16 protein-coding genes are annotated in these 14,339 nt (G+C 49.7%); 9 read left to right on the forward strand and 7 right to left on the reverse strand.

Annotation, left to right across the window (positions count from 1 at the left end):
• Positions 1-22: 22 nt before the first annotated feature.
• From OGY01_RS20495 to OGY01_RS20505, 3 genes are all read right to left on the reverse strand, one after another.
• Positions 23-304, reverse strand: coding sequence for a hypothetical protein (locus tag OGY01_RS20495; RefSeq protein ID WP_045449517.1), 282 nt, complete (start codon positions 302-304; stop codon positions 23-25).
• A 107-nt stretch (positions 305-411) separates the two neighbouring features.
• The gene (locus tag OGY01_RS20500) at positions 412-1,227 is read right to left on the reverse strand and encodes a Cof-type HAD-IIB family hydrolase (RefSeq protein ID WP_045441222.1); all 816 of its coding nucleotides are present in this window, start codon (positions 1,225-1,227) and stop codon (positions 412-414) included.
• Entirely contained in the window at positions 1,227-2,435 is a 1,209-nt protein-coding gene (locus OGY01_RS20505; protein ID WP_286493592.1) for an MFS transporter, read from the reverse strand. The genes OGY01_RS20500 and OGY01_RS20505 overlap by 1 nt, the downstream gene beginning before the upstream one ends.
• Before the next feature lie 85 nt (positions 2,436-2,520).
• Between OGY01_RS20505 and OGY01_RS20510 the strand changes: the two genes are divergently transcribed.
• Positions 2,521-3,069 (forward strand): TetR/AcrR family transcriptional regulator, encoded by a 549-nt coding sequence (locus tag OGY01_RS20510; RefSeq protein ID WP_200010702.1) that lies wholly within the window; start codon positions 2,521-2,523, stop codon positions 3,067-3,069.
• Positions 3,070-3,074: 5 nt separating this feature from the next.
• Here the strand turns inward: OGY01_RS20510 and OGY01_RS20515 are convergent, their stop codons facing one another.
• Positions 3,075-3,989: a LysR family transcriptional regulator gene (locus OGY01_RS20515; protein ID WP_045441225.1), complete on the reverse strand. Its 915-nt coding sequence runs from the start codon at positions 3,987-3,989 to the stop codon at positions 3,075-3,077.
• Between the two features lie 102 nt (positions 3,990-4,091).
• Between OGY01_RS20515 and OGY01_RS20520 the strand changes: the two genes are divergently transcribed.
• Positions 4,092-5,006: a DMT family transporter gene (locus OGY01_RS20520; RefSeq protein WP_286493595.1), complete on the forward strand. Its 915-nt coding sequence runs from the start codon at positions 4,092-4,094 to the stop codon at positions 5,004-5,006.
• Between the two features lie 15 nt (positions 5,007-5,021).
• Here OGY01_RS20520 and OGY01_RS20525 read toward each other — a convergent pair whose 3' ends face one another.
• Positions 5,022-5,819, reverse strand: coding sequence for an SDR family NAD(P)-dependent oxidoreductase (locus OGY01_RS20525; protein WP_286493596.1), 798 nt, complete (start codon positions 5,817-5,819; stop codon positions 5,022-5,024).
• 277 nt (positions 5,820-6,096) lie between these two features.
• Entirely contained in the window at positions 6,097-7,782 is a 1,686-nt protein-coding gene (locus OGY01_RS20530) for an aspartate:alanine antiporter (RefSeq protein WP_045441228.1), read from the reverse strand.
• Between the two features lie 270 nt (positions 7,783-8,052).
• On the opposite strand from OGY01_RS20530, the gene OGY01_RS20535 reads away from it, so the two are divergent.
• Complete coding sequence (locus OGY01_RS20535) at positions 8,053-8,433, forward strand: inner membrane protein YbjM (protein ID WP_045441229.1); 381 nt, start codon at positions 8,053-8,055, stop codon at positions 8,431-8,433.
• 34 nt (positions 8,434-8,467) lie between these two features.
• Here OGY01_RS20535 and OGY01_RS20540 read toward each other — a convergent pair whose 3' ends face one another.
• Positions 8,468-8,731 (reverse strand): GrxA family glutaredoxin, encoded by a 264-nt coding sequence (locus OGY01_RS20540; RefSeq protein WP_045441230.1) that lies wholly within the window; start codon positions 8,729-8,731, stop codon positions 8,468-8,470.
• A gap of 263 nt (positions 8,732-8,994) precedes the next feature.
• Here OGY01_RS20540 and OGY01_RS20545 point away from each other — a divergent pair, with 263 nt between their 5' ends.
• From OGY01_RS20545 to potG, 6 genes are all read left to right on the forward strand, one after another.
• On the forward strand, positions 8,995-9,285 hold the full coding sequence (locus OGY01_RS20545) for a DUF1418 family protein (protein WP_045441231.1): 291 nt from the start codon (positions 8,995-8,997) through the stop codon (positions 9,283-9,285).
• Positions 9,269-9,991: a nitroreductase NfsA gene (gene nfsA / locus OGY01_RS20550; RefSeq protein ID WP_045441232.1), complete on the forward strand. Its 723-nt coding sequence runs from the start codon at positions 9,269-9,271 to the stop codon at positions 9,989-9,991. The genes OGY01_RS20545 and nfsA overlap by 17 nt, the downstream gene beginning before the upstream one ends.
• 59 nt (positions 9,992-10,050) lie before the next feature.
• Positions 10,051-10,953 carry a 30S ribosomal protein S6--L-glutamate ligase gene (gene rimK / locus OGY01_RS20555; RefSeq protein WP_045441233.1) on the forward strand — a complete coding sequence of 301 codons (903 nt, stop codon included), beginning with the start codon at positions 10,051-10,053 and terminating at the stop codon, positions 10,951-10,953.
• Positions 10,954-11,043: 90 nt separating this feature from the next.
• On the forward strand, positions 11,044-11,520 hold the full coding sequence (locus tag OGY01_RS20560; RefSeq protein ID WP_045441234.1) for a type III secretion system chaperone family protein: 477 nt from the start codon (positions 11,044-11,046) through the stop codon (positions 11,518-11,520).
• Positions 11,521-11,950: 430 nt separating this feature from the next.
• The gene (gene potF / locus OGY01_RS20565) at positions 11,951-13,063 is read left to right on the forward strand and encodes a spermidine/putrescine ABC transporter substrate-binding protein PotF (RefSeq protein WP_045441235.1); all 1,113 of its coding nucleotides are present in this window, start codon (positions 11,951-11,953) and stop codon (positions 13,061-13,063) included.
• Between the two features lie 140 nt (positions 13,064-13,203).
• Positions 13,204-14,337 carry a putrescine ABC transporter ATP-binding subunit PotG gene (gene potG / locus OGY01_RS20570; RefSeq protein ID WP_048221773.1) on the forward strand — a complete coding sequence of 378 codons (1,134 nt, stop codon included), beginning with the start codon at positions 13,204-13,206 and terminating at the stop codon, positions 14,335-14,337.
• Positions 14,338-14,339: the final 2 nt, after the last annotated feature.

Below are 14,339 nucleotides of genomic sequence, written 5' to 3' on the forward strand. Positions count from 1 at the left end.
TCGCTATCAGGCATTCAAAGCGTTAGTGATGGTCGTCGATTTGATGTTCGATAATCATCCCTTCGCCAACGCTGGCAACATGACGTGCATAAGGATGCGCACGATAAACGGGAGCAGGTGCGGGGGCCGGTGCAACATAGACCGTTTGCGGTGCGGTCGTGACGCTTACCGCCTGTGGAACACTCACGGAAGAAGGGACCACCACCACTTTATACCCGTCTGGCACATCAACGGTTACGCTCTGCGCCATTGTCGTTCCCGCAACCCCCAGCAACAATGCTGCCATCAGTACACTTTTCTTCATCATCAGTTCACCTGAAATGTTCACTGGAGGTAATTATCCAGCGGGTTAATTTGATGCGGATTATGAAGAGATCATCCCAACGTTTTGTTGCCGTCCGTGCTAAGAGATTATTGTGTAAACGGCGCTTCGTTTTTGAGCACACGATCGATAATATCCAGCACGCCTTCTTCGTTATTTGAACCCGCGCGATATTTTGCCGCCGCGACCACCGTGTCTTTGGCGTTTGCCATCGCAAAACTAAAGCCCGCCTGGCGCAGCATCTCAATATCATTTCCACCATCGCCAAATACCACGACTTCATCGTCGGTAATATTCCAGCGTTTTTGTAGCAGACGCAGACCGTTTGCCTTATGCACTCCTGGAATAATTAAATCAATGCTGCCGTAGCCCGTATGAACCGGAACCATAATATCGCCAATTGCGTTATGGAGGTCCGCCTGAACCTGGGGGATACGATCGTCTGAGATATTCAACCCGAATTTGAAGAATACGTCGTTGATGTTGTCAAAGTTATCTACAAATTCAAGACGATGATAGTACATAGCCGCGACCGATTTTAGTTCATCACTGTATTGCTTCAGTGTGTAGGCGCTGCTTTTCCCGCAGGCAATAATGTCGATGTCCGTTCGCGTCAACAAATGTTCCACGACGACATCAAAATCATCCTTTGCCAGCTCACCGTTAAATACATCTTCCTCTTCGCTGACCACCCAGCCGCCGTTTTCCGCCACAAATGAGATTTCGTGAGCCAGTTCGGGGAAAAAGGATATTAACTGGTAATACTGGTTACCGCTGGCGACAACAAAGCGGATCCCTTGTTTTTTCATCTGATGATACTGCGCCATGAACCGCTCACGGTTGTAGGTCTTTTGGTCACTTAAAAAAGTACCGTCCATATCTACCGCAATTAACTTGATACCCATTAGCCGTTCTCCATCGCAGTTTGAGTTTTTGAATCTGGTTTGGCGACAGCTTTCGCCACGATAGCCGCTACCAGCACCAATGCCAGCACGACTAACATTGCGCTGCGTAATCCGTAGTGTTCACCCAGATAGCCCAACAGCGGCGGTCCAACCAGGAAGGCCAGGTAGCCGGTAGTCGCAACCACGCTCACGCGGGTTGGGGCATCGGGACCGGTATCACTGGCCGCCGAAATAGTCAGTGGGAAGCCAAGCGATGCGCCAAGTCCCCACAGGATGACGGAAACGCCCGCTAACCACGAGCTATCAACAAAAATAATCAGGCTAATCCCAAGCGCCCCCATTAGCGCGCTGGCACGCACGACAGCGATGCGGCTGTAACGGTCGATAAACCAGCCGCCAGTGAACCGTCCGACGGTCATTCCCAGCGTAAAACCGGCATAAATCAATGAACCGGATGTCGGGCTAAAGCCATGTCCGTCCACCATCAATAGCGGAAGCCAGTCGTTGGCGGAACCCTCGGCAAAAGCCATTGCCAGAACCACTACGCCGATGAGCAACAACTGGATATCACGGTAAAAAGGTAGCCCCTTTTCGCTCGAATGAGATCCGTCGGTGGCATTTTTGCCCGTGCCGTCAGGAATGGCTTTTATGGCGATGAATATTGGGGTAATCGTGACTACCGCCGCCAGCAGAATATGTACAGTCGCCGGTATGCTAAGGGCGGTAAGAATCATCCCGACGCCGGCACCGGCAAGAGTTCCCAGGCTGTAAAAACCATGCATCATCGGCAGAACGGTTTTGTTCATTTCGCGCTCAACTGCCGCGCCTTCAACGTTAATGGCAACTTCTGCGGCACCAAAGCTGGCACCAAATACGGCCAAACCAAATGCAAAAAACCATGGTGAGTGCAACCATAGCGCCAGGCTGAGGACCATCATTCCTGTGACTGCGCAAGACATGGTGGTGCGAATCACCTTTCGTGTGCCAAATCGTTTCACCAGCCAGGCCGAACATAGAATGCCACTCATCGAACCAATAGAGAGTCCAAACAATACTGCGCCCATTTCCGCAGTGGAAATGGAGAGGATATCTCTGATGGCTGGGGTACGCGTTGCCCAGGAAGCCATTAATAATCCTGGTAAAAAGAAGAATGTGAATAGCGCCCAGGTACGGCGTCTTAGGGCTTTGCGTGATGAGATGCCTGTCATGAATTCGAGCCAAAGAGAAGAGGAAAGAAGACAACATTAGCAAGGTTGTGTACATTTGTACATAAATGTACTCAGAGGAAATACAGTGCGACGCGCGAACGATCCACAACGGCGGGAAAAAATAGTTCAGGCTACTCTGGAAGCGATAATAACCCATGGTATTCATGCGGTTACACACCGCAAAATCGCAATAATTGCTCAGGTACCCTTGGGTTCTATGACTTATTACTTTTCGGGAATGGATGAGCTTTTAATGGCGGCATTTGGTCGTTTCACTGAAACCATGTCGCAGCAATATCAGGCATTCTTTGATGACGTTTCAAATGCGTCGCAGGCCTGTCATGCCATTACCAGTATGATCTACAGTTCACAGGTCACCACGCCGGACAATATGGAGCTAATGTACCAGCTTTATGCTTTTGCCAGCCGAAAACCAGCACTGAAAATGGTGATGCAAAACTGGATGCTGCGCAGTCAGCAAACGTTAGAGCAGTGGTTCGATCCGGCCACGGCTCGGGCTCTGGATGCGTTTATTGAAGGGATGACTCTGCACTTTGTGACGGATAAAACGCCACTGTGTCGAGAAGATATTCTGGTTATGGTTGAACGTATTGCAGGGCTGCCGCAGGCGTGATTTTCTTAAAACGAACTGTCGAGGCGGGTAATCGCCTGACGTAAAAAGTCGATGACTCTCCGGGTTTCTGTTGTCAGCGGTTGATTCGCATTTGTCACGGTCCCGACATCCATATACGTAATAAAATCATCAATCGTTCTGCGCATGACGCGTAATCCGTCCAGCGACCAGGGGCGATATACCAGATCTGACAAAATAGTTATTCCTCTGCCTTTGGCGACCAGGCTGCGTATCGCCTCAAAAGAATTACTGCGAAAACAGATGTCAGGCGCGTAGCCACGCTGTTGCCAGTAGTCTGTGATGACGTCGGGATACTTGTCGGTTTCCAGCAGTAAAAACGGTAGCTTCACGACATCTTTCAGACGGATTGCTGGCTGGCTTTGCAACGGGTGCCCGATTGAGCTCCACAGGCGTCGTTGTGAGCGAATGAAGGTTTCGATTTTCAGGTCAGCGTCGTGGCTGATATTCGAAGTCAGTAGCAGGCAAAAATCAACGTTCTTTTGTCGCAGCGCCTGAACTAACTCTGGCGCTGTATCTTCATGAAAAATGATCTCCAGCAGCGGAAAACGGCGTTCAATGTCATCAAGTATATCCGGGATAAGATAGGCGGAGAGCGTTTCGGCAACCCCAATACGCACCGTACCGCAGAGGAGATCACTCCTGTCATGCAGGGCGTCAACGGCGGCCCGGCTACTGTTGATGATGTTACAGGCATGAGCCAGAAAGCGCTCACCCTCAGCGGTTAGCTTCACACCTTTGGGATATCGTACAAATAATTGTGCGTCTAATGCTTCTTCCAGGTTCCGCATGGCGATGGTCATCGATGACTGAGAGATATGACAACGTGCTGCTGCTTTGGAAATTTGTAATGTTTCGGCGAGCGCGATGTAAAACTCAAGTTGCCTTAGCGTGAATTTCATAGTTTTAATCTATGCACATGGATGAAAACGTTATATTAGCATTCATTCGGACACCGCCGTAGCCTTGTTGTTATACCGTGAATGTAACAAAAAGGCTTATTTATGCCCTATATTTTACTCAGTCTGGCAGCCTGTTTTTGGGGCGGGAATTATGTAATCGGCCACATACTGGTCGCTGACGTTAATCCTGTTGTTTTATCTGCGGTGCGCTGGATAGCTACCGCACTATTATTGATGACGCTTTATTTTCGCCAGGTTACAGAGCAGTGGCCGGCGATGAAAAAAAACATGAGTACTATCGTTTTCCTCGCGTTATGTGGTCAGGTCCTTTTTCCGTTGACCTTGTACATCGGCCTACAATATACGACATCTCTGAATGCGGCGATTTATATGTCGACCACACCAGCAATAGTCTTGCTAATCAATAAACTCTTTTTCAAGGAGAGGATCTCTTTGCGTAATATTGCTGGTGTGATACTCAGTACTGTTGGCGTTATCTGGCTAATATTGCAGGGTAATCTGATGCATCCGGAGGTGTTTAGTCATCTGAACCAGGGCGATTTCTGGACTATGGGCTCAGCGCTTAGTTGGGCCGTCTACTGTGCTTTTCTGCGAATTAAACCTCGTGAGGTTAAGGGAAATGCATTCGTCGCTGTGAGTGCACTGATAGGCGCAATTGTTCTTCTTCCGGTGCTAGCTATAGAACTGATGCGTGATGGTGTTCCGGACTGGAGTGGTTATGTGAATTCTGCAGTTATTTCCGGGGTCATGTACCTTATTATTTTTCCGTCCTGGCTGTCGTATTTACTCTGGAACAAAGGCATTAGCGCCATCGGGGCCACGCGTGGAGAAATATACTCACACCTGATCCCTTTGAGTGGAGGATTATTTAGCGTGGTATTTTTGCATGTGACGCTACATTCGTATCATCTGGTCAGTGCGCTGGTTATCGTTTTTGGTATTGCGCTCTGTTCACGCCCGGCAGTGCACAGGATAACGGAGCAACATACGGTGTGAGGGGGAAGAGCTACATTAGCTGACGGTGGCGCCACTTGTTACATTCACCACCGTAGCAGTCATTGCACTGGCATGATCTGATGCCAGAAATGTTATAACTTCGGCGATTCGTAACAGAGTGGGCAGACGTTTGAGCATAGTGCTTTGTGCGGCGCCACCCAGCCATTGTTCCACGGTTAACCCCATTGACTGAGCTTTTGTGGTGAATATTTCCTCTGTGTAAGAGCCGGCCTGTATCGCATCCACAATTGCATGCGATCGCACGCCGAGGACTCGAATATTCTGTGGGCCAAGTTCACTGGCGAGCGCTTTAATAAAGGCTTCGGTTCCCGCGCAGCCAACGATGTGGCCCAGATGTCCTGGCATTGCCATCGGTGCCGCAGGAGCTACGACGGTGATAATACTGCCTGCACGTTCACCGCCCATATACGGAGTGACGGCCTTTGATATATTGAATTGTGCGGAGAGAAAAGGGGTGATGCCACTCATAAACTCAGCCAGAGATAACGCTTCTATTCTTTTGCCCTGTTCGTGCATAAAGCCAGTTGCGTTTACCACCACGTCAATACCACCGGCTTGCTGAGCCAGTTGTGCAATATGTTGAGTTGTGGACTGTTCGTCAAGTACATCGACGATGAAGATTTCAGCCGTGCCACCGGCCATGCGGATACTGTCGGCAGCGCAGTCTAGCTTTCCCTTGCTACGTGCACCAAGGAACACATTCGCCCCTTCACGCGCCATAGTGCGTGCAACCGTACTACCGATCGCGCCACCTCCGCCGAAGATCACTACGTTTTTGCCTGAAAGCAACATTATGAATCTCCATCACCAGAAAGCATCAATCAAAAGTATGTGCCATAAACGGCATGCTGCAAATTGCGCGAATTATGGGGGGATTGTGGTATTTGAGGGGCGGGAGCTGAATTTCAGGCAACAAAAAACCCATCAACCTTGAACCAAAACGGCGGGGTTGATGGGCTCCACAAATTGGGGACATCAAAGAAAAGCAGTGGCAATAGTTATGACTGACACCTTGAAGAAAAGTTCTGCTTACCTGCAAAAAATTTTCACTTAAGGATAATTATCAGTCTTAACCGAGGCCTGGCCAGACAATGACAATAAGTGTCCCTGCCAGCGTCAGCAGGACGTTAGCAATTGCATAAGTGCCCGCATAACCTAAGGCCGGAATGTTACTGCGCGCCGTGTCGCTGATGATTTCCATTGCCGGAGCACAGGTACGCGCTCCCATCATGGCCCCAAACAACAGGGCGCGGTTCATACGCAATACGTAAGCACCAAACAAGAAGCAGATAACCACCGGAACCAGACTGACAATCAAACCGGCAATCAGCATTTGACCACCCACGGCACCGAGGCCGTTGCCAATACCGCTGCCAGCGCTTAAACCGACGCCTGCCATAAATACCATCAGGCCAAACTCTTTCACCATATTCAGCGCACCCTGCGGAATATAGCCAAACGTAGGATGGTTGGCGCGCAAGAAGCCAAGCATGATCCCGGCGAACAGTAATCCGGCTGCATTCCCAATGCCGAAGCTGAAATTACTGAACTGGAAGGTGATCATCCCGATCATCAGACCGATGATAAAGAAGGCGCAGAAGGCAAGGAGGTCGGTCACCTGACTATGGATTGAAATAAAGCCGATACGATCAGCAATGGTTTTGACACGACGGGCATCACCACTGACCTGCAACACGTCGCCTTTATTGAGTACAACGTTGTCATCGATTGGCATCTCAATTTGGCTGCGGATCACGCGGTTAAGGAAGCAGCCGTGATCGGTTAGTTTCAACTGCGCCAGACGACGACCGACGGCATTGTGGTTTTTGACAACAATCTCTTCGGTGACGATACGCATATCGAGCAGATCGCGATCGAACACCTCTTTGCCATTACGAAAACTTGGGTCGAGGCGGGCATGCGCATCCGGGTAACCCACCAGGGCAATCTCATCACCCATTTGTAGCACTGCGTCACCATCAGGATTCGCCAAAATGCCGTTGCGACGGATGCGTTCAATATAACAACCAGTCTGGCGATAGATGCCCAACTCACGCAGATTTTTACCGTCAGCCCATGCGACCAGTTCCGGACCGACACGATAGGCCCGAATCACGGGCAGATACACCTTACGGTTAGCGTCAGTGTCCAGACCGCGTTCACGTGCGATTTGTTGTGCGCTGGTTTGCAGATCCTGATGTTGCAGTTTCGGCAGGTAGCGTGCGCCGACGATCAGGCTGACCAGTCCAATAAGATAGGTGAGGGCGTAACCCAGACTCAGATTATCAAGGGCACTTGACAGCTGCGTACCTGCCATTCCTGAATGCCGCAATGTGTCGCCTGCGCCTACCAGCACAGGTGTGGAGGTCATTGAGCCAGCCAGCATACCGGCTGTCAGGCCGATGTCCCAGCCAAATAGCCGACCCAGCCCCAGGGCGATCAGCATTGCACTACCGACCATTACCAGAGCAAGCATTAGGTAATTTTTACCATCGCGAAAAAAAATGGAAAAAAAGTTGGGACCCGCTTCCACTCCGACACAAAAAATAAACAGCATAAAGCCGAGATTTAATGCATCAGTGTTAATACTAAAGTGCTGCTGCCCTAATAATAGGGAGACTACCAAAACGCCAATGGAATTACCGAGTTGGACTGAGCCCAGACGTAATTTACCCAGACACAGGCCCAGCGCCAGGACCACAAATAATAACAGGATGTAATTCCCATTTAACAAATCTGCGACGTTTATATTCACGGAGGCTAACTTCTTGTTTACTAGTAAGCTATTGAAAGAAATGGCAATTTACGCTAATGTTTTTGCCAGAAATTAAGGGGCGACAGCTTCGTATACAGCCCCAAATAAAAGCAGCATAACAATATATGTGGCTAGTTTAATCTCATTACGTATCAACGGCTATAAGAATCGTGTGGGTGTGTTTTTGGCATGGAATGCCGAGTAACTTTATCTGACTGGACGCCTTTGGGCGAAAAGAGTGTTCGATAGAGAAAAAGTCAGGAGGAACGGTTGAAACATAAGCAAGGTTGGGCGGGTGCGATCTGCTGCTTTGTGCTTTTTATTGTGGTGTGTCTTTCATTAACGCTAAACGTGAAAGGGGCATTTAAAGCGGCTGGACATCCTGAAGTCGGGTTGTTGTTTTTTATATTGCCAGGTGCAGCGGCAAGCTTTTTCTCCCACCGTCGGGAGGTGCTCAGACCTCTTCTTGGTGCAATGTTGGCGGCACCATGTTGCCTGTTGCTGATGCGGTTCGTCTTTATGCCCACGCGTTCGCTGTGGCAAGAACTGGCATGGCTGTTTAGTGCGGTGTTTTGGTGCGCGCTTGGCGCATTGTGTTTTTTATTTATCAGTAGCTTATTTAACCAACATCAACGACGTAAAAAAAACTAACGACGCCCTCCAGCGGAGGGCGTTGAAACACTAATCAGGCGAACAGGTTCGCATTTTCTTTTGCCCACGCTTCAAAATCCGTGCAGCCGCCGATGTGTTTTTGATCGACAAAAATCTGCGGTACGGTTTCAACAGGCTTACCTACCGTTTTTTCCAGATCCGCTTTGGTAATACCTTCAGCGTGGATATCAATGTAGCGGTAGTTAAAATCGTCATGCTCATTGCTCAATTTTTCTGCTAATTCTTTTGCGCGCACGCAATACGGGCACCCTGGGCGACCAAAAATAACAGCAAACATCTCTTTCTCCTCGAACTTATCAGGCCGGATGGCGAATTACCGTTATGATGCCGCGATTTACGATAGATGGAAAGCAGGTTGAGCCTGTTGCTTTGATACCCTTAGTCTATACCCTTTGTCTTTCAGGCTACATTTTGTGGTCTGCATCCGTTCACACCTGCCATAGAGTTATCTATGCTGCTGGAGATCACGGGCTTGCCGCTTCAGTACAACCCGAAATTCATAGTGTATACACTAAGCACCACTTCACCGGGAGGCCACTTATGCGCACAATTGGTGTGTTACCCAGGAGCGTATTGATTCTGGAAATGATTGGTATGGTATTGTTAGCGCTGGCGTTGCTGTCGCTTAACGATTACCTCACCTTACCCGCGCCGTTTAACAGCTCAGTAGCCTGCGTCGTGATGATCTTTTTGGGTGTATTGCTGATGCTTCCTGCGGCGGTGGTGTTGATGTGGCGCATTGCACGACTGCTTGCGCCGCAGTTGATGTCGCGTTCATCCGACGCGACTTCCCATTCAGTCAGAGATAAAAGAGATGACTCCAACCATTGATTTAATTCGCGGTCACCGCTCCATTCGCCATTTCACTGACGAGTCGATTTCGGATGCACAACGAGATGCGATTATTGCTGCTGCCCAGGGAACTTCAAGTTCCAGCTTTTTACAATGCAGTACAATAATTCGGATTACCGATAAAACTCTGCGCGAATCGCTGGTTACCTTGTCTGGAGGGCAAAAACATGTCGCCCAGGCTGCTGAGTTCTGGGTGTTTTGCGCTGATTTCAATCGTCATTTACAGATCTGCCCGGATGCTCAGTTAGGGCTGGCGGAACAACTGCTGCTGGGCGTGGTTGATACGGCTATGATGGCGCAAAATGCGCTAACGGCCGCGGAATCGTTGGGACTCGGAGGCGTCTATATTGGTGGCCTGCGCAATAATATTGAGGCAGTCTCCGAGCTCCTGAAACTCCCGCAGCACGTCTTACCGTTGTTTGGTCTTTGTCTCGGCTGGCCTGCCGATAACCCGGACATCAAACCGCGATTGCCTGCTGCAATCGTCGTGCATGAAAATCAGTACCAACCGCTCGATAAGGACATTCTGGCGCAATATGATGAACAGCTCGCGCAGTACTATCTGACCCGTGGCAGTAACACGCGTCGCGATACCTGGAGCGATCACATCCGCCGTACCATCATTAAAGAAAGTCGCCCCTTTATCCTGGAATATTTGCATAAACAAGGTTGGGCGACGCGCTAAAGATTCTAACCCGGTGTATGATACGTCAGCTTTTACCAGGTCTTTCAGAGAGGTGCAGGGTGAAAATTGCCATTTTGTCCCGGGACGGAACGCTCTATTCGTGTAAACGCCTGCGTGAAGCGGCGATGCATCGCGGCCACCTGGTAGAAATTATCGATCCCCTTTCTTGCTATATGAACATTAGCCCGGCGGCTTCTTCTATTCATTATAAGGGCCGCCAGCTACCCCATTTTGACGCAGTCATCCCAAGGATTGGCTCGGCCATTACTTTTTATGGGACTGCTGCGTTACGTCAGTTTGAGATACTGGGCAGCTATCCGCTGAATGAATCGGTAGCAATTACCCGTGCGCGCGATAAGCTGCGTTCGTTACAACTGCTGGCGCGCCAGGGGATAGATCTCCCCATCACCGGGATTGCACACTCGCCGGATGATACCAGCGACATGATTGATATGGTCGGTGGGGCACCGTTGGTGGTGAAGTTGGTCGAAGGCACACAGGGCATCGGTGTAGTGCTGGCCGAAACGCGTCAGGCTGCAGAGAGCGTCGTGGATGCGTTTCGTGGGTTGAACGCTCATATACTGGTTCAGGAATATATTAAAGAAGCGAAAGGCCGCGATATTCGCTGTTTCGTTGTAGGTGACGAGGTTGTGGCCGCCATTGAGCGTCGGGCGAAAGATGGTGATTTTCGTTCTAATCTCCATCGTGGCGGAGTTGCCAGTATTGCAAATATCACGTCTCGCGAAAGGGAGATCGCCATCAAAGCCGCTCAGACAATGGGGCTGGATGTGGCGGGGGTTGATATTCTGCGCGCAGATCGCGGGCCACTGGTCATGGAAGTCAACGCTTCTCCTGGATTGGAAGGCGTGGAGAAAACTACAGGGATAGATATTGCTGCGCGGATGATCCAGTGGATCGAACGTCACGCAACACCTGAATTCTGTCTTAAAATCGGCGGTTAAGCGCAATATCGATTGCGATCGTGGTATGACACGGTCTTTTTGCGTAAGCTGTGCCGGTAATTTTTTCATCGTAAGAGGTCGCACATTATTATGACATCACTGGTCGTTCCCACTCTGGATACGTTGCGTCAATGGCTCGACGACCTGGGCATGAGTTTTTTTGAATGCGATACCTGTCAGGCGCTGCATTTACCACACATGCAGAACTTCGACGGCATCTTTGATGCGAAAATTGATTTGGTAGATAACGTCATTCTGTTCTCTGCAATGGCGGAAGTCAGACCTTCTGCACTGCTGCCGCTTGCGGCCGATCTGTCTGCTATTAATGCCAGTTCGCTGACGGTGAAAGCGTTTTTAGATATGCAGGATGATAATCTGCCAAAGCTGGTGGTTTGCCAGTCTTTATCCGTTATGCCTGGCGTGACTTTCGAGCAGTTTGAATGTTTTGTTCGTCAGAGTGAAGAGCAGATATCGATGGTGATCCTTGAGGCCGGGGCACACCAGCTGTTGTTTAACGCCGAAGAAGATGCGCAAAATAGCAGCACCGAAAACCATTTCCTCCATTAATTCTTTCTTAGCAGTGACACATTTAACGCAGCCGCTGCCATAGCGGTTGCGTATTGCATTTTTTTATTCTGCATTTAACCTTTTATTAAAGAATTATTCACTTCAATTCTTTGCCTTCCGCTTTATGTCATAGACAAAACCTGCATAAAAAATTGATAAAAGACGTTTTTTAATCTGAGCTATATCCTTGAATCCTGGCTAAAGTTATTCTTGCGAGGCTCTTAAACGTCATCCTTCATCTGCCCCTGTGAGCTGACTTATAGCCACTATGCATAGTGAATGATTTCGCGTTGATCAGCGAGCCATAGCGGCATGGGGAGAAGCCCTTCTTCTCATCGGTGCCCAATGAAAAAATATGCACATTTCTTGCATATCGTGGAGTGTGACTTTTTTGTTCGTTTGTTAACGAACTTTCAGAAGGAAAGAGATTATGACCGCCTTAAATAAAAAATGGTTATCAGGCCTGGTTGCGGGTGCTCTGATGGCTATCTCTGCCGGCACGCTCGCTGCTGAACAAAAAACACTGCATATTTATAACTGGTCTGATTATATCGCTCCGGATACGGTGGCGAATTTTGAAAAAGAGACCGGGATTAAAGTGGTTTATGACGTATTCGACTCCAACGAGGTGCTGGAAGGTAAGCTGATGGCTGGCAGCACCGGTTTTGATCTGGTGGTACCTTCAGCCAGCTTTCTTGAGCGTCAACTCACTGCGGGCGTATTTCAGCCGCTGGATAAAAGTAAACTTCCTGGCTGGAAGAACCTCGATCCCGAACTGCTGAAACTGGTAGCGAAACACGATCCTGACAATAAGTTTGCCATGCCGTATATGTGGGCAACCACCGGTATTGGTTACAACGTGGATAAAGTTAAAGCGGTTCTGGGGGCTGATGCGCCGGTTAATAGTTGGGATCTGATCCTTAAACCGGAAAATCTTGAAAAACTCAAAAGCTGCGGTGTTTCTTTCCTGGATGCGCCCGAAGAAGTATTTGCCACTGTGCTGAATTATTTGGGGAAAGATCCAAACAGTACCAAAGCAGATGATTACACCGGGCCGGCGACGGACCTGCTGTTGAAGCTGCGTCCGAACATTCGCTACTTCCACTCTTCTCAATACATTAACGATCTGGCTAACGGCGATACCTGCGTAGCAATCGGCTGGGCAGGGGATGTATGGCAGGCCGCTAACCGTGCTAAGGAAGCGAAAAATGGTGTCAATATTTCCTTCTCAATTCCAAAAGAAGGGGCGATGGCGTTCTTCGACGTTTTTGCGATGCCTGCGGATGCTAAAAACAAAGATGAAGCATATCAGTTCCTCAACTACCTGCTGCGTCCGGATGTGATTGCCCATATTTCCGATCACGTGTTCTACGCGAATGCTAACAAAGAAGCGACGGCGTTGGTCAGCCCTGAGGTTCGGGACAATCCGGGTATCTATCCACCTGCGGATGTAAGAGCCAAGATGTTCACGCTGAAAGTGCAGGATCCGAAGATCGATCGTGTACGTACCCGTGCCTGGACGAAGGTGAAAAGCGGGAAATAACCCGATGTTTGGGACATGACCCGGCGGTATTTGTGCCCGCCGGGGCTGCATTGATACCCGAACACGTATAACCCGGCAATACGCACCATTGTGGTGCGTTATTTGCACCGTTTTTTTGTTTTATGCCGGAGAGCACTTGAGTGAATGATGCAACCTCCCGCCCACAGGCGAAGACCCGTAAAGCGCTGACCCCGCTCCTTGAAATTCGTAACCTGACCAAGTCATTTGATGGCCAGCACGCCGTCGATGATGTCAGCCTCACAATCTATAAAGGTGAAATATTTGCCCTGCTTGGCGCATCCGGCTGCGGCAAATCGACTCTGCTACGCATGCTGGCGGGGTTTGAACTGCCGACTACCGGGCAAATTATGCTGGATGGTGTTGATTTAGCGCATGTCCCGCCTTATCTGCGCCCGATAAATATGATGTTTCAGTCCTACGCGCTGTTTCCGCACATGACGGTGGAGCAGAACATTGCCTTTGGCCTTAAGCAGGACAAGTTGCCGAAAGCTGAAATTACCAGTCGCGTGAACGAGATGTTAGGCCTGGTGCATATGCAGGAATTTGCCAAACGCAAACCGCACCAGCTTTCCGGCGGTCAGCGTCAGCGTGTGGCGCTGGCGCGAAGCCTGGCAAAACGTCCGAAGCTGTTGCTGCTGGATGAGCCGATGGGGGCTCTGGATAAGAAACTACGTGACCGTATGCAACTGGAAGTGGTTGATATCCTCGAGCGTGTAGGGGTTACCTGCGTGATGGTGACACACGATCAGGAAGAAGCCATGACGATGGCGGGTCGCATTGCGATTATGAATCGTGGCAAGTTTGTGCAAATCGGCGAGCCTGAAGAAATATATGAGCATCCGACCACGCGTTACAGCGCGGAATTTATCGGCTCAGTAAACGTTTTTGAAGGTCTACTGAAAGATCGTCAGGAAGATGGTCTGGTTATTGACTCCCCTGGGTTGGTTCATCCGCTGAAAGTGGATGCCGATGTTTCCATTGTTGATAACGTGCCAGTGTATGTTGCGCTGCGCCCGGAAAAAATCATGCTCTGTGAAGCCCCTCCGGCTGATGGCTATAACTTTGCGGTGGGCGAAGTCGTACACATTGCCTATCTCGGTGATTTGTCTGTATACCACGTACGTTTAAAAAGCGGCCAGATGTTGAGCGCCCAGTTACAAAACGAACATCGCTATCGCAAGGGGCTACCGACCTGGGGCGATGAAGTACGTTTGTGTTGGGATGCGGACAGCTGTGTGGTGTTGACGGTTTAAGG

Origin of the sequence: Citrobacter sp. Cm038, assembly GCF_030333105.1 — a bacterium.
In the GTDB taxonomy this organism is placed as follows: domain Bacteria; phylum Pseudomonadota; class Gammaproteobacteria; order Enterobacterales; family Enterobacteriaceae; genus Citrobacter; species Citrobacter murliniae.